The sequence below is a fragment of the Variovorax paradoxus genome, from assembly GCF_030815855.1.
GTDB lineage: Bacteria > Pseudomonadota > Gammaproteobacteria > Burkholderiales > Burkholderiaceae_C > Variovorax > Variovorax paradoxus_M.
The window spans coordinates 5,929,640-5,945,000 of sequence record NZ_JAUSXG010000001.1; the positions used below are offsets into that span (position 1 = coordinate 5,929,640).

At 67.5% G+C, this 15,361-nt stretch carries 13 protein-coding genes (1 of these 13 only partly in view); 8 read left to right on the plus strand and 5 right to left on the minus strand.

Going from position 1 to position 15,361, the window contains the following annotated elements:
• The first annotated feature begins 46 nt into the window (after positions 1-46).
• Entirely contained in the window at positions 47-1,120 is a 1,074-nt protein-coding gene (locus QFZ42_RS28190) for a fumarylacetoacetate hydrolase family protein (protein ID WP_307704121.1), read from the plus strand.
• Between the two features lie 6 nt (positions 1,121-1,126).
• Here the strand turns inward: QFZ42_RS28190 and QFZ42_RS28195 are convergent, their stop codons facing one another.
• Positions 1,127-1,909, minus strand: a complete 783-nt coding sequence (locus QFZ42_RS28195) for a helix-turn-helix transcriptional regulator (RefSeq protein ID WP_307704122.1) — start codon at positions 1,907-1,909, stop codon at positions 1,127-1,129.
• Positions 1,910-1,991: 82 nt separating this feature from the next.
• Here QFZ42_RS28195 and QFZ42_RS28200 point away from each other — a divergent pair, with 82 nt between their 5' ends.
• From QFZ42_RS28200 to QFZ42_RS28210, 3 genes are read left to right on the plus strand one after another with little or no spacing between them, the layout of a single operon-like run.
• Positions 1,992-3,779, plus strand: coding sequence for an FAD-dependent monooxygenase (locus QFZ42_RS28200; RefSeq protein ID WP_307704123.1), 1,788 nt, complete (start codon positions 1,992-1,994; stop codon positions 3,777-3,779).
• The gene (locus QFZ42_RS28205; protein WP_307704124.1) at positions 3,776-4,006 is read left to right on the plus strand and encodes a hypothetical protein; all 231 of its coding nucleotides are present in this window, start codon (positions 3,776-3,778) and stop codon (positions 4,004-4,006) included. The genes QFZ42_RS28200 and QFZ42_RS28205 overlap by 4 nt, the downstream gene beginning before the upstream one ends.
• Positions 4,007-4,011: 5 nt before the next feature.
• Positions 4,012-4,986 (plus strand): Bug family tripartite tricarboxylate transporter substrate binding protein, encoded by a 975-nt coding sequence (locus QFZ42_RS28210; RefSeq protein ID WP_307704125.1) that lies wholly within the window; start codon positions 4,012-4,014, stop codon positions 4,984-4,986.
• A 27-nt stretch (positions 4,987-5,013) separates the two neighbouring features.
• Here the strand turns inward: QFZ42_RS28210 and QFZ42_RS28215 are convergent, their stop codons facing one another.
• Both QFZ42_RS28215 and QFZ42_RS28220 read right to left on the minus strand, forming a co-directional pair.
• Positions 5,014-6,216 (minus strand): toxin-antitoxin system YwqK family antitoxin, encoded by a 1,203-nt coding sequence (locus QFZ42_RS28215; RefSeq protein WP_307704126.1) that lies wholly within the window; start codon positions 6,214-6,216, stop codon positions 5,014-5,016.
• Positions 6,213-6,626, minus strand: coding sequence for a VOC family protein (locus tag QFZ42_RS28220; protein ID WP_307704127.1), 414 nt, complete (start codon positions 6,624-6,626; stop codon positions 6,213-6,215). Before QFZ42_RS28220 ends, QFZ42_RS28215 begins: the two co-directional genes overlap by 4 nt.
• On the opposite strand from QFZ42_RS28220, the gene QFZ42_RS28225 reads away from it, so the two are divergent.
• From QFZ42_RS28225 to QFZ42_RS28240, 4 genes are all read left to right on the plus strand, one after another.
• Positions 6,625-7,923, plus strand: a complete 1,299-nt coding sequence (locus tag QFZ42_RS28225) for a TraB/GumN family protein (protein WP_307704128.1) — start codon at positions 6,625-6,627, stop codon at positions 7,921-7,923. The genes QFZ42_RS28220 and QFZ42_RS28225 overlap by 2 nt on opposite strands.
• An 11-nt stretch (positions 7,924-7,934) precedes the next feature.
• A complete protein-coding gene (locus tag QFZ42_RS28230) occupies positions 7,935-8,306 on the plus strand; it encodes a DUF2946 family protein (protein ID WP_307704129.1) in 372 nt (123 codons plus the stop codon).
• 116 nt (positions 8,307-8,422) lie between these two features.
• Positions 8,423-10,705, plus strand: coding sequence for a TonB-dependent receptor (locus QFZ42_RS28235; RefSeq protein ID WP_307704130.1), 2,283 nt, complete (start codon positions 8,423-8,425; stop codon positions 10,703-10,705).
• Between the two features lie 39 nt (positions 10,706-10,744).
• A complete protein-coding gene (locus QFZ42_RS28240) occupies positions 10,745-11,653 on the plus strand; it encodes a copper chaperone PCu(A)C (protein ID WP_307704131.1) in 909 nt (302 codons plus the stop codon).
• A 35-nt stretch (positions 11,654-11,688) separates the two neighbouring features.
• Here QFZ42_RS28240 and QFZ42_RS28245 read toward each other — a convergent pair whose 3' ends face one another.
• Positions 11,689-13,428 carry a phospholipase D family protein gene (locus QFZ42_RS28245; RefSeq protein WP_307704132.1) on the minus strand — a complete coding sequence of 580 codons (1,740 nt, stop codon included), beginning with the start codon at positions 13,426-13,428 and terminating at the stop codon, positions 11,689-11,691.
• 93 nt (positions 13,429-13,521) lie between these two features.
• On the minus strand, positions 13,522-15,361 hold the 3' portion of the coding sequence (locus tag QFZ42_RS28250) for an ATP-binding cassette domain-containing protein (protein ID WP_307704133.1). 74 nt of this gene lie beyond the right edge of the window; 1,840 of the gene's 1,914 nt are visible here — the last part of the coding sequence; its start codon lies beyond the right edge, outside the window; the stop codon is at positions 13,522-13,524.

Consider the following 15,361-nt stretch of genomic DNA (forward strand, 5'->3'; position numbering starts at 1 on the left):
CCGGCCCTCGTGTTCGCGCCGTGTCCTTCATCACGCATTTGCCACCATGAAACTCGCCACCCTGAAGGACGGCTCGCGCGACGGCCAGCTCGTCGTCGTCTCGCGCGACCTCACGCTCGCGCACTACGCCACCGGCATTGCCAGCCGGCTGCAGCAGGTGCTGGACGACTGGGGCTTCATGAGCCCGCAGCTGCAGGACCTGTACGACGCGGTCAACAACGGCCGCGCACGCCACTCCTTTCCGTTCGACCCCTCGATGTGCATGGCGCCGCTGCCGCGCGCCTTCCAGTGGGCCGACGGCTCGGCGTACTTGAACCATGTGGAGCTGGTGCGCAAGGCCCGCAACGCCGAGGTGCCTGAAAGCTTCTATCAAGACCCGCTGATGTACCAGGGCGGCAGCGACGACTTTCTGGGCCCGACCGACGACATCGTGGTGCCCAGCGAAGCCATGGGCATCGATTTCGAGGCCGAAATTGCGGTGATTACCGGCGACGTGAAGATGGGCGCCACGCCCGACCAGGCGCTCGACGGCATCCGCCTGGTGATGCTGGCCAACGACGTGAGCCTGCGCAACCTGATTCCGGCCGAACTGGCCAAGGGCTTCGGCTTCTTCCAGAGCAAGCCCGCCACCGCCTTCAGCCCGGTGGCCGTGACGCTCGACGAGATCGGCGAGGCCTGGCAAGACGGCCGCGTGCACCTCACGCTGCAAAGCAGCTGGAACGGCCGCAAGGTCGGCCTATGCGACGCCGGGCCGGAGATGACCTTTCACTTCGGCCAGCTCATCGCCCACATCGCCAAGACGCGCAATGTGCGCGCCGGCAGCATCGTCGGCAGCGGCACCGTGAGCAACAAGGGCGTGGAAAAGAAAGACGGCCAGATGGACTGGCCCAAGGGCTATTCGTGCATCGCCGAGAAGCGCTGCATCGAAACCATCCAGGGCGGCGAGCCGGTAACCGAGTTCATGAAGTTCGGCGACACGATCCGCATCGAGATGAAGGGGCTTGATGGCCGCTCGCTGTTCGGTGCCATCGACCAGGAAGTGGTGTCGGTGGCGGGGCGGCCGAAGGTGGCGCCGGTGTCGCTGGTCAGCGCCCAGGCCGAGGACGCGGCCGAAGACTGAGGCGTCTCAAGGAGGCGCCGCGCGCAGCAATAGCTCCTTCTGCGTCCGTATGCCCAGCCGCCGGAACGCCCGGTACTGATGGGTGCGCACCGTCGTCAGTTCGATGCCGATCTCGCGTGCCGCCTGCTTGGCGGTGCTGCCGGCCATCAGATGGCCGATGACCTCGCGCTCGCGCAGGCTCAAGGTCAGCAGGCGCGAGGCGAGGGAGGGCGCCACCGAGCCCGCTGTGGCCACCGTGCTGCGGCCGTGGGCCATGGTGGCCTCGGCCAACAGAGTGGCGTGGCGCTCGATCGTCGCGAACTCGCGGTCGTCGAACTCAGCCTGCGCGAGGCTCCGGTAGAAGCTCACCGCCACGCGCTGGCCGGTGGGCGTCAGCAGCAGGACCGACGCACGCTCGCGAATGCCCACGTCGCCGTAGCAGGCGGCGCGGTAGGCGGTGTCGGCCACCTCCTCGGCGCGCTGGTGGCCCAGCCACAGCTGCGCGCGCTTGGGCAGCTTGCGCTTGGCGAGCCAAGTCATGTTGGGGTCGAGGAGGTCGAAGCGCTGCGCCACGTAGCGCTCGGCGGTGCGTTCGGCCGTGGTGCCGTAGCTGCTGGCGGCCGACACGGCCCCGATGCGCCCGGTGGCATCGACGGCGAACACGGTGCAGAAGGTCACAGGCATCACGCGGTGCATGGCCGCGAGGCAACTGGCCGCGAGATGCGGCGTACCGATGCCCGCCAGCACGTCACGGACGATGGCCGCCGACAGCGCAGTGTCGGCAGCGGGTTGAATGCGCCAGCGTCTCATGGGTGCGGAACAGACTCAGGGTAAATACGTCGTACAAAGTTATGACAACGGCCGTGGTCCCGCATCGGGACAATCCCGCTGCATGACGAACCCCACCATTGCGGCCGACGCGCCGGCACCCGGCGCCATGGCCGCCGATGCCGCGAGCGGCCCCGTGCCGCCGATGCCGAGCGCGACCGGGCTGCCGCCTTCGGTCGGTGCCTTTCACTACACGCGCTACAAGTCCTGGACGCCGCCGCTCGAGCAGGGTGGCGCGGAGCCGGGCCGCCATCCGGTGGTGATTGCGGGCGGCGGGCCGGTCGGCATGGCGCTGGCGCTGGGGCTCGCGAACCACGGCGTGCGCTGTGTGGTGCTCGAGGCCGACGACACCGTGTGCGTGGGCAGCCGCGCGGCCTGCATTTCGCGCCGCAGCCTGGAAATCATGACGCGGCTCGGCGTGCTTCCGGCGTTCATGGCCAAGGGCCTGCCGTGGACCGGCGGGCGCAGCTTCTACAAGACGGCCGAGGTGTTCCGCTTCGAGATGCCGCACGACGAGCGGCAGAAGCTGCCGCCGATGATCAACCTCGAGCAGTACTACATCGAGCAGTACCTGCTGGAAGAAATCTTCCGCCGCAACGAGGCGACGCCGGGGCTCGTCGACATCCGCTGGGGTACCGAGCTCGCCGGCATTGCGCAAGATGAAGACGGCGTAACGCTGGAGGTGCGCAACGCAGAAAGCGCCTACCGGATGCAGGGCCAGTGGCTCGCAGCCTGCGACGGCGGCCAGAGCTTCGTGCGCAAGGCGCTGGGGCTTTCGCTCGAGGGCACGGGCTACGAAGGCCGCTACGTCATCATCGACATCGAACTGCACAGCGAGCACCCGACCGAGCGCCGCGCATGGTTCGATCCGCCGTGGAACCCGGGCTCGACCGTGCTGATGCACCGCCAGCCCGACGACATCTGGCGCATCGACTACCAGCTGCGCGCCGGCCAGAGCACCGAAGAAGCGCTGAAGCCCGCCGCGGTGGCCGAGTTCGTGCAGCGCCATCTGGACGCCATCGGCGAAGGCCATCTGCCGTGGAAGACGGTATGGACCTCGGTCTACCGCGCGGGCGCGATGACGCTCCAAAGCTACCGCCATGGCCGCGTTCTCTTCGCCGGCAATGCGGCGCATGCAATGCCGATCTTCGGTGTGCGCGGCCTCAATTCGGGCTTCGACGATGCCGACAACCTGGCGTGGAAGCTGGCGTTCGTGGCGCGCGGCCTGTCGGACGCGGCGCTGCTCGATTCGTATTCGCAGGAACGCATCGAGGCCTTTCACGTCAATGCCGAGAACGCGATGCGCAGCACCGAGTTCATGTCGCCGCCTTCGCGCGGCTTCGATCTGATGCGCGAGGCGGCGCTGTCGCTGTCGGAGGCGCATCGTGGCATTGCGCAGCTGATCAATCCGCGGCAGACACAGGCGGTGCGCTATGCGGATTCGGCGCTGTCGAGCGAAGGCGATGTGCTGCCGGCAGGTCCGCTGCCCGGTGAGGTGATGGCCGAGCAGCAACTCGAACAAGGCCACCTGACCGACTGGATCGACCCGGTCTTCACGCTGCTGGTGCTACGGCCGCGAATGGGAACCGCTTTGCTGCCCGAGGACGAGGTGGTGCAAACACTCCGTGGCGATCTGCCGTTCGCGGTGCGTATCATCGCGCGGGCCGGGATCGACGGTGCCGATGCGCACGCGGACGCGGCAGTGTTCGAGGCGCTGGGCGCGCGCGATGGCGCCATTTATCTGCTGCGGCCCGATGGCCACGTGGCCGGGCGCTGGCAACACCTGCCGAGCGGCGCCCTGACAGCCGCGTTGAGCCGCGCCGCCGCCGCTTTCAAGGAGATCACCGCATGACGACATCGCTCGCCCCCGACGCGCGGGACCGCGTCTATGCGGAATGCGCGCGCGCCATCACCGAAGCCGGCGCGGAGCGCGAATCGCTGTTCCTCGCGCGGCTCGCGCTGCTGCTGTTCGAGCAGGTCGGCGACGAGGCGCGCTGCCGCCGCGCATTGGCCGACGCACTGGATGCGCTGCCCGTACCATCGCTGTCCGCAACCCCATCACAACAATCCGGAGACTGATTCACATGGACCGCCGTACCCTTCTCGCCACGCTCGCTTCGGGCGCCGCCGTGGCCGCGACCCCGTTCGCCCGCGCGCAGGACTATCCTTCGCAGCTCATCAAGTGGGTGGTGCCCTATCCCGCGGGCGGTGGCACCGACGTGATTGCGCGCACCCTCGCCGAGGCCATGCGCCAGACCCTGGGCCAGCAGATCGTTGTCGACAACCGCCCCGGCGCCTCGACCAACATCGGCGCCGACCTGGTCGCCAAGAGCAAACCCGACGGCTACACCGTGCTGTCGGCGGATAACGCCGTGCTGGCTTTCAACGAACACCTGTTCAGCAAGCTGCCGTTCAATCCGGAAAAAGACTTCACCTACATCGGCGCGATCGGCAAGTTCCCGCTCGCGCTGGTGGTTCACCCCGACTTTCCGGCCAAGAGCTTCAAGGAGTTCCTGGCCTATGTCAAAGCGAATCCGGGCAAGGTCAACTACGCCTCGCCGGGCAACGGCTCGCCGCATCACCTGGCCATGGAGATGTTCAAGGTTCGCACGGGCACCTTCATCACGCACATTCCCTATCGCGGCGCCGCTCCGGCCATGGCCGACGTGATGGGCGGGCAGGTGCCGTGCATGTTCCTCGACCTGGCCTCGGGCCTGCCGATCATGCAAGGCAACAAGGTTCGCGTGCTCGCCATCGGCTCGGGCGCGCGCAACAAGCTGCTGCCCAACGTGCCGACGCTGGCGGAAGTGGGCGTGCCCAATACGGAGGTGTTCGCGTTCCAGGGCGTGCTGGGCCCGGCCGGCCTCCCGCCGGCGGTTGTCGCCAAGCTCAACGGCGACCTGAATCGCGCATTCAGCGCGCCGGCGGTGCAAAAGCGTTTCGACGATTTCGGCATGGAAGCCATGCCGGGTACGCCGGCGCAGTTCGAAGCGCTGGCGCGCGCCGAGTCGAAGCGCTGGGGGCCGATCATCAAGCAGGCCGGCATCAAGCTGGACTGAGTTCGCCGCGAGCGTCGCAGCGGCGCGCTATTTCCTGGAGCCGTCTTCCAGGACGTGCTCGTCGCGTTGCAGCTCGCCGTTTTCATCCCAGCTGCGTTCGCGCGTCACGCGGCCCCTGGCATCGAAGGTCGATTCGGCCAGGAGCGTTCCCTTTTCACTGAAGCGCTGGTGCTTGCCGAGCGGCACTTGCCGGCCGCGGCCCGCCACCCGATAGCGGCCATGTGCCGCGCGCTGGCCGCTCTCGTAGAACTCGGTGATCTCGATCATGCGTGCATCGCCGGAACCACTGTAGACCGACTTGCTGCGCGGCTGGCCATGGAGGTAGTAGCTGTCGTCTCGCACCGGCTCGCCCGCGGGGGTCCAGCGCTGGTCGCGAATCAGCGAGCCCTTTTCGGAGAATTCCTGCTCGCGCTGGCGCACCGCATTGCGCTCGATCAGGAGCCACATGGTCTCGCGGCGCTTCACCCCTTCGGATGAAAAGTGGCGCTCGGTGCGCTGGTTGCCGACGATCTCGTCCTGCACCGAGGGCTTGCCGTTGTCGTAGAAGTCCTGCGACCGCACGCGCTTGCCCGACACGTACGACAGCCGCGAACGCAGGATGCCGCGCGCGTCGAAAAGCTGGACCTGCGAGGGCCCGCCGGTGAACCCGCACAGGCGGGCGTCGTCGGCCACGGGCGCGAGCATGGGTGTTTCGCCGCAGCGCAGCACAGACAACTGGCCACGTTCGGTGAACTCGACGAAGGCGCGGTCGGTTCCGGTGCTGGGGTAAAAAGTGACGCGGCGCAGCCGGCCGTCGGGATAGAAGCTGCGCGCCAGACCGCGCTCCTGGCCGTCGTCGTAGATGGCCTCTCGCAAGATCTGCCCCCCGGGCCCGTATTCTCGGGCCAGGCCCTGGATGTTCCCGCCGGCATTGAGGAGGTGCTCCCTGGCGAGCTTGCCTTTTTCATAGAAACGCGCCAGGCCGATGAAGGCGCCGTTCTGCACCTGCTGTTCGCGCTGGGGCGCGCCGGTTGCCCGGTCCTTGCAGCGCATCAACCCGGTCTGGCCGAGAAGGGTGCTGCTATCGGACGGGTTCACCCGGCGGCCGTCGAGTTCGCAGTCGATCGTGGCGTGGGCGGCGCCCGCGGTAAAAATCCACAGGGCCGCGGTGGTGGCGTGCAGCGCAAGCGCGCCAGTTCCCGAAAAGGGGACTGCGAGCCGGTTTGAGGCGGCTCCGCGCCGGCGGATCATTTGTCGTACAGCGCGGCGAGCGAACGGAACCCCTTGACCTCGATCGGATTGCCGAAAGGGTCGCAGAAAAACATGGTCCATTGCTCGCCCGGCTGCCCCTCGAAACGCACCTGGGGTTCCAGCACGAAATCGGTGTTCGCGGCTTTCAGCCGCTCTGCGAGCGCCTCCCAGTCGGGCAATGCGAGCACGATGCCGAAATGCGGCATCGGCACCATGGCGTTGCCGACCTGGCCGGTGCGCGTGGTGGCGAAGGGTTCGCCGAGATGCAGCGAGATCTGGTGGCCGAAAAAGTCGAAGTCGACCCAGGTGTCGGTGCTGCGGCCTTCGGCGCAACCGAGGACATTTCCGTAGAAGCGGCGTGCCGCGTCGAGGTCGCGAACGTGAAAGGCAAGATGGAAGATGCTCTGCATGGTTCCGGATTATGGGCAGCGGTGCGGTGAGAATGCCGGACTTTCTTTCATCGTGGAGCAAGCCTTGCGGATACTCCGGACCCTCTTTGCGCACCGGCGCAATTTCGATTTGAAGGCGCCCGCGCGCCAGTGGTTTCTTGCCAGCCTGCCGCGCCTCGCGCTGGCGGGCGCCTGTTCCCTTTTTGCGGTGGCTGCGCACGCCGCCTGCCCGCCTTCAGCCATTGCCAGCCTCGGAAAACCGGGCTCGGCGGTCGGCCAATGGAATGCCGTCGACCGGGGCCTGCTGTGGCGTGCCGACAGGGATGGGCGGACTTCCTGGCTCTATGGAACCATTCACGTCGGCCGGGCCGAATGGGTGCGGCCCGGGCCCACTGTGCAAAAGGCGCTGGAACAGAGCGACGCGCTTGCACTGGAACTCGACACGCGCGATCCGGCGACCATGCGGTCCATGACGCAGCCCGCGGATCCCGCCCTGGTCGCGCGCGTGCTCAGCGGCGAGCGCGCGCAGCGGCTGGCGCGCCAGAACGAGGCGGCCTGCGTACCGTCCGGCTCCATGGCCGGGCTCCAGCCCATCTTGCAAGTCACGGCGCTCGCGGGTCTGGTGGCACGGGACGATGGCCTGTATCCGGAATTCGGCGCCGACGAGGCACTGGCCGTTTCCGCGCGAAACAACAACAAGCCGGTGTTCGCCCTGGAAAGCGCCGCCGCGCAATTGAAGATGCTGACCGGCGATTCCGAGGCCGAAGAGGCGGAGCAGATCGACGCCGCCCTGACCGAACTGGAGTCCGGCCAGTTGCGTGCGCAGATGAAGGAGTTGGCCGAGGTCTGGGCCCGTGGCGACGTGGACAAGCTGGCCCGCTATCCTGAATGGTGCAACTGCGTCCAGACGCCTGCCGAGCGGCGCCTGATGAAACGCCTGCTCGACGACCGCAATCCGGGCTTGGCGGATGGCATCGAACGCATGCACGCGGGCGGCCGGCGCATGTTCGCGGCCGTGGGTGCGCTGCACATGGTGGGCCCGCAAGGGCTGCCGGCGTTGCTGTCGGCCCGCGGGTTCACCGTGTCGGCGGTACCGTTGGCCGCGCAGCCACCGCTTGCGGTACCGACGGCGCCGCCGCCGAAGGCAGCTGCCGCTGGCCCGCGCGGCGCGCGGGGCGCCCGCAATCAACGGGGTGCGCAAGGAGCCAAGAGCGGGAGCGCCGTCAAGGGTTCCAGTGCGAAGGGCAGCGCCAAAAGCGCGGGCGGCACCAAGTCCGCGCAGCGCGTCCCGGCACCGAAGGGCAAACAGCGCCGATAATCGCCAACGCCATGCACCTGCTGCGAAACCACCCCCGCTTCCTCGGCCTCGTCGGTCGATGGGTGCTGCTGTGGTTCGTGCTATCGCTCGGCGCGGCGACGGCGTCGCCCCTGGTGCATCCGCAGGCCGTGGAGCTGGTGTGTTCGAGCGCCGGTTCCGTCAAGGTCGTGGTGCACACCGAGGACGGCGTGCAGGAGATGGGCGCCTCGCACCTGGATTGCCCGCTGTGCGTGCTGACCGGTGCGCCGCCGCCTTCGCCGCCAGCTGCCGGTTTCGATCTTCCCCTGCCGCTGGGCCGCGTGGTCCAGTCGATTCCCGCCGCGCGCCTTGCCGCGGCCACCGCCGCGCCGCTGCCGGCGCGCGGGCCCCCGACCTTCTCCTGAAACTGTCAAAACCTTCGCCGCGTGCGCCTGTTCGATGGGCGCCCGCGGTCTGTGTGGCTTGAAGTTCGTGGAGCAGGTTCCCAGTGAAAAAGCATTCCCGCGCCTTGGCGATCGCCATGGCATTCCCCTTGGGCGCGCCCGCGTGGGCGCAAAACGCGCCCGATCCGTCCGAGGGCGGCGGCGTTCGCACCCTCGGCACCGTCACCGTCAGTGACGGGCGTCCGACCTCGCTGCCGACGCAGATTCCAACCACCATCGAGGGCGTGACGCACGAGCAAATCTCCGAAACGGTCAATGCGACCGACAGCGAAGACGCGCTCAAGTACCTGCCCAGCCTGGTGGTGCGCAAGCGCTACATCGGCGATTTCAACCATGCGGTGCTCGCCACGCGCGCCTCGGGCACGGGCAATAGCGCGCGCTCGATGGTGTACGCCGACGGCATCATGCTGTCGAACCCGCTGGGCAACGGCGCGACCTATGCGCCGCGCTGGGGCATGGTGTCGCCCGAAGAGGTCGAACGTGTCGACGTCCTTTATGGTCCGTTCTCGGCCGCCTACCCGGGCAACTCGGTCGGCGCCGTGGTCGACTACGTGACGCGCATGCCCACGAAGCTCGAGGCCCACGTCAAGCTCAGCGGTTTCGGCTCGAACTTCGACCTGTATAACAGCCATTCGTCGCCCACGGGCCAGCAGCTCGACCTGTCTCTGGGAAGCCGCAGCGGCAACTGGTCGTGGTGGCTCAGCGCCTCGCGCATCCACAGCAAGGGGCAGGCGCTGGTGTTCGGCAACCGGCTGGTGAGTGCCGGCACCGTGGGCAATGCGGGAACGCCGGTGACCGGCGCGGTGCCAGGCCTGAACCCGTCGAACCAGCCGTGGTGGCTGGTGGGCGGATCGACCATCTACGACACCACGCAGGAGCAGGCCAAGCTCAAGCTGGCCTACGACTTTTCGCCCACGGTGCGCGCGACATACACCCTCGGCGCCTGGAACAACACAACGCATGGCAGCGTCGACACCTACCTGCGCGATGCGTTGGGCCGACCCGTGTATTCGGGGCGCGTGAACATCGCCGGACGCACCTACAACCTCGATTCGCCGACTGCCGCGCTGGCGCCGACCGAGACCGCGCTCACGCACTACGTGCACGGCCTTTCGGTGAAGAGCCACACCGGCGGTGTGTTCGACTGGGAGGTGGCCGCGAGCCTGTTCGACTATTCGAGCGACACCTCACGCACGCCGACCACGCCGCTGCCCGGCGCCTTCAACGGCGGCCCCGGGCGCACCACCGACATGGGCGGTTCGGGCTGGCACACCTTCAAGGCCGCGGGCACGTGGCGGCCCACCGGCTCGGCCGAGGGGGTGGGCGCGCACGTGGTCGATTTCGGCCTCCAGCAGGACACGGCGCGGCTGCGCACCCACGTCGGCAACACGCTCGACTGGATCCAGGGGCCGGCCGTCACGCCGTTCTCCGCCTTCAACGGCAACACCCGGCTGCAGTCGCTCTATGTACAGGACACCTGGCGCTTCGCCGAAAACTGGAAGACGACGCTCGGCCTGCGCCACGAACGATGGGAGGCCTATGGTGGCCAGCTCGGCAATGCGACGAAGCTGCTCGACTTTGCGCCGCGCAAGAACAGCTACGACTCGCCCAAGGCAGCCGTCGCCTGGCAAGCCACGCCGGAATGGCTTTTCAAGGCCTCGACCGGCCGCGCGGTGCGCATGCCGACCGTGAGCGAGCTCTACCAGGGTTCGATCGACGGCAACCGCATCGTCAACACCAACCCGAATCTGCGGCCCGAGCGCTCGTGGACCACCGAACTCAGCGCCGAGCGCGACCTGAAGAACTGGGGGCTCGACGGCGTGCTGCGCACCACGCTGTTCTTCGAGAACACCAAGGACGCGCTGTACAGCCAGGCACTGACCAACCTGGTCAGCACGGTGCAGAACGTCGATGCCATCCGCACGCGGGGCCTGGAGGTGGCGCTGAACGGGGTGGACGTGGGCATCAAGGGACTGGACCTGAGCGGCAGCCTCACGCTGACGCGCTCGAAGATCGCCGCCAACAGCGGTTTCCCCGCCAGCGTCGGCCACGACCAGCCGCGCGTGCCGAAGGTGCGGGCCACGCTGCTTGCCACCTACCGGCCCGATGCGAGATGGAGCTACACCGTGGGCGCCCGCTACAGCGGCAGGCAGTACGGCACGCTCGACAACAGCGACGCGAACGGCGCGGCGTACATGGGATTTTCCAAGTTCTTCGTGGTCGACGCGCGCATCCGCTACCGGATAGACCGGCAGTTGAGCGCCGCCGTGGGCATCGACAACCTGAACAACAACAAGTACTGGGCCTTCCACCCCTATACGCAACGCACCTACGTGGCCGAACTCAAGTTCGACCTCTGATTCTCTTTTCACCCGTTTTCTTCTTCAAGGAGTTCCACCATGAACCACGCGCACATCACTCTCAAGACAGTTGCCGCATACGCCCTTTTGGCGAGCACGACAGCCTCTTTTGCCCATGTCACCCTGCCGCGGGGCGGCGCCACGGTCGGCAGCGACTACAACGCGGCCTTCCGCGTGGGCCACGCCTGCGAGGGCGCGAAGGCCACCACCGGCCTGGCCGTGCGCCTGCCCAAGGGTTTCGTTCTCAGCGACGCGCAGGCCCGCAAGGGCTGGAAGCTCGACGTGCAGAAAAATTCCGGCGATGGCGAAGTGCGTTGGACCGCTGAAAACCCGCAATCGGCGCTGCCCGCCAGCGAACGCGCCGAATTCGTGTTGCGCGGCAAGGTGCCCGCAACGCCCGGACCGCTGTGGTTCAAGGTGCTGCAGACCTGCGACGTGGGCAGCGTCGACTGGGCCGAAGTGCCGGCATTGGGCAGTTCGACCGCGGGGCTCAAGACTCCCGCGGCCAAGCTCGACGTGGTGGCGCAGGGCGTGGCCACGGTCGACGTGCGCGACGGCTGGGTGCGCCAATCGGTCCCGGGCCAGAGCGGAACCGGTGCGTTCATGAAGCTCACCGCGCCGACGGGCACCAAGCTGGTCGGCATCTCGACGCCGGCGGCCGGCGTGGCCGAAGTGCACGAAATGAAGATGGAAGGCGACACCATGAAGATGCGCGAGCTGCCGGGCGGCCTCGACCTTCCCGCAGGCCAGACCGTGGAACTCAAGCCGGGCGGCTACCACGTGATGATGATGGACCTGAAGCAAGCCTTGACCAAGGGATCGACCGTGCCGATGACGCTCCGGTTCGAGGATGCAAAAGGCCAGAAGACCGCGCTCGACCTGAAGCTGCCGGTGGGCGCACCCGAAGGCGCCGATGCGGGCGCGCCGGCCCATCAGCACAAGCACTGACCGGCCGTCGGCAAAGAGCGGGAGTCCGCGGCGCCTTACAGCAACTGGTCGGGTGCCAGCGGACCGAACAGCCGGAGCAGCAGGCGCAGGGTCAGGCTGGCGTCGGGCTCGGTGGACGTGTCCTTCAGGCCGCTGCCTTCGGGCGCCCGCCAAAGCAGCGAGCCGTCGTTCAGCTCGACGCGCCACGAGCCTTCGCGCATGCCGCGCTCGATCTGGGCGGACGCCGCGCGGGAGAGCTCGGCGCTGCGTACCAGCAGGGCGATTTCGGTGTTCTGCAGTTGGGAGCGCAGATCGAGGTTCATGGAGCCGACCACCAGCAGCTGGCCGTCCATCACCAGCACCTTCGAGTGCAGCATGGAGCGCGACGCTCCGACGTTGCCGCTGCCCGATGATCCGAAGGCGTTGCTGACGCCGGTCTGCTCGCTGCGCAGTTCGTAGAGTTCGATGCCGAGCTCCAGCAGGTCCTCGCGATGGCGGGCATAGCCGACATGCGCCACCGGCGCGTCGTTCGATGCCAGCGAATTGGTCAGCACCCGGATGCGTACGCCGCGTCCCCGAGCCGCCGCGAAGGCTTGCTTCATGTCCGGGCCGGGCACGAAATACGGCGAGATGATGAGCAGGTCGGTGCGGGCCTCGCCGATCAGCTGCAGCAAGCCTTCGACCACCGTGTCGCTGCCCGCGGCGACGTCGGAACTGGTTTGGAGCGATGCCGCGCGCCGTGACGAGCTGGCCGCGTCGCCCGGTTGACTTACTACCAGGCCCGGCGCCCTGGCCTGGTCGGCGCCCCTGTCGGCCGGAATCTTTCCGGGCTGGTCGGCAAGCATGACCGCCGGCGCCCAGACGAAGCGGGCGGTTCGCAGGTCCAGCGGCTTCTCGTCCCAGGCCCGGGCCAGTTGCGCGGCGGTGGGAGCGGCGCCGGCTTTCGGTTCGTCGGTCGTCGCGGTCGGCGCCGTCGGCGAGTTCGCGGCCCGGGCCGATTCATCGGCCAGTTCGCGATCGGCCTGCTCCGCGCGCTCGCGGATGGCTTTCAGTTCTTCGCGCTTGACCAGCGACTGCACGGGATAGGCGCGCTCGTTGTTCCAATAGCTGTCGAAGCTGCGCGACAGGTCTTGCACGATCGGCCCGGCCGCGAGGATGTCCACGTCGATGAAGTTGCCCTTCAGCGCATTGCCGAAATAGGCATCGCCGAGGTTGCGGCCGCCGGTCACCCCAAGCACGTTGTCGGCGAGGAAGAGCTTGTTGTGCATCCGCTGCTGGATGCGCGAGGCATCGCCGACCGAATTGAGCATGCGCGAGAACGAAGAGCCGCGCGCGCCGGCGAGCGGGTTGAACAGCCGCATTTCGATGTTGGGCACGAAGGCCAGGCCGAGCACCAGCGCGTCCCGGCCGGTGCTGTGAAGGTCGTCGAGCAGGATCCGCACGCGCACCCCGCGCTGGGCCGCCGCCCGGATCCCGCGCAGCAGCCGTCCGGTGCTGGCGTCGGCGTGAATGGCGTAGTACTGCAGGTCGAGCGTTTTCTGCGCGCCCTCGATCAATGCAAGGCGGCTGCCATAAGCGGCGGGAGGGCCTCCGAGCAGCAGGAAGCCGGATTCGAACCGTGCCGCGTCGGCTTTCCGTCGCTGCTGGACCAGGGCTTCGAGAGCGGTGCCGGCCGTCGCGGGAAGTGCGGTCGATACCGGACGGTCGACGTTCTGCGGCAGTTGGGCGCAGGCGCCTTGCAGCGCGATGGCCAGGACTACGATGGAACGGCCGATGAACGCGGAGATGAAAGACATGCGGCTTTTCCGGAGCTTGAGAGCCGCATGTATAGCCGAGTCGGCGCTGTCCGCGCGTGGGACGGCGGGACAGTTTTCTGTAGAACTATCGCACTAGCGACCGGCGGACAGTTCTTCCTGGCGCTCCAGGGCGGCCATCAACTCGTCGTCGATCTGGGCATGGCGCTGGCTCAGTTCGGCGGCGCGCGAGGCGTCGGTGGCGTAAATCGCTCCGCCGTCGAGTTCGAGCATTTCGCTGATGCGCTTCTGCTCGGCTTCGAGCGCTTCGATCTGCGCGGGGAGCGCGTCGAGCTCGCGCTGCTCCTTGTAGCTGAGCTTCTTGCGAGGGGTTGTCGGGCGGGCAGTGGACGGCTCGGCTCCGGCTGCTGCTGCGGCCGGTGCAAGTGCGGGCGGTTGCGGCGAGGGGCTGGCGGCTTGCCGCTGTTCGGCAATCTCGCGGGCGCGTTTCGACTGGATCAACCAGTCTTGCACGCTGCCTTCGTATTCGCGCCAGCGGCCGTCACCTTCGAAGGCGATCGTGCTGGTCACCACGTTGTCGAGGAAGGTGCGGTCGTGGCTGACCAGGAACACGGTGCCGTCGTAGTCCTGCAGCAGGCCTTCCAGCAGCTCGAGGGTGTCGATGTCGAGGTCGTTGGTCGGTTCGTCGAGCACCAGCACGTTGGCTGGGCGCGCGAACAGCCGGGCCAGCAGCAGCCGATTGCGCTCGCCGCCGCTGAGCGAGCGCACGGGGGAATTGGCGCGCGCCGGGGAGAAGAGAAAGTCGGAAAGATAGCTCTTCACGTGCTTGCGCTGGTTGCCAATCTCGATCCACTCGCTGCCCGGGCTGATGAAGTCTTCCAGCGTGGCGTCGAGATCGAGCTTGTCGCGCATCTGGTCGAAGTACGCCACCTGCAGGTTGGTGCCGCGGCGGATCTTGCCGCTGTCGGGCTCGAGCTCGCCCAGGATGAGCTTGAGCAGCGTGGTCTTGCCCGCGCCATTGGGGCCCAGCAGGCCGACCTTGTCGCCGCGCAGGATGGTACCGGTGAAATTGCGGATGACCGTCTTTTCGCCGAATGACTTGGTCGCATCGGTGAGCTCGGCCACGATCTTGCCGCTCGACTGGCCTGAGGCCACGTCCATGTTGACGCTGCCCTGGACTTCCCGGCGGGCGGTGCGGCTCGCCCGCAGGGCTTCGAGCCGGCTGATGCGGCTTTGGCTGCGGGTGCGGCGGGCCTCGACGCCCTTGCGAATCCAGACTTCCTCCTGGGCCAGCAGCTTGTCGGCCTTGGCGCTGATGACGGCTTCCTGGGCCAATTGCTCTTCCTTCTGCAGCAGGTACTGCTCGAAGTTGCCGGGATAAGAGCCCAGCTTGCCCCGGTCCAGCTCGACGATGCGGGTGGCGACGCGGTTCAGGAAGCTGCGGTCATGGGTCACGGTAACCACGCTCCCCTTGAAGTCGATCAGCAACTGCTCGAGCCATTCGATCGAGTCCAGGTCCAGGTGGTTGGTGGGCTCGTCTAATAGAAGGACGTCCGGGGCGGCCACCAGGGCTTGGGCCAAGGCCACACGCTTGCGGGTACCGCCGGAGAGAGAGCCGACCCGGGCGTTGCGGTCCAGGTGGAGGCGATGCAATGTCTCTTCGACGCGCTGCTCCCAGTTCCAGGCATCGAATGCTTCTATCTGGGACTGAAGGGCGTCCAGGTCCAGGCCATCCGCGCCGGAGAGATAGAGGTCCCGTATGGCGATGACGGGCCCCAGGCCCTGGCTGGCTGCGGTGAATACATCCGCATCCATATCCAATTGGGGCTCCTGGGCGACGTAGGCCACACGAAGGTTCTGCTGCATCTGCAGGGTGCCGTCGTCTGTCTTCTCCAGGCCACCCAATATCTTGAGCAGGGAAGACTTGCCCGCACCATTGCGGCCGATCAGGCCGATACGCTCAGATTCAAGAAGA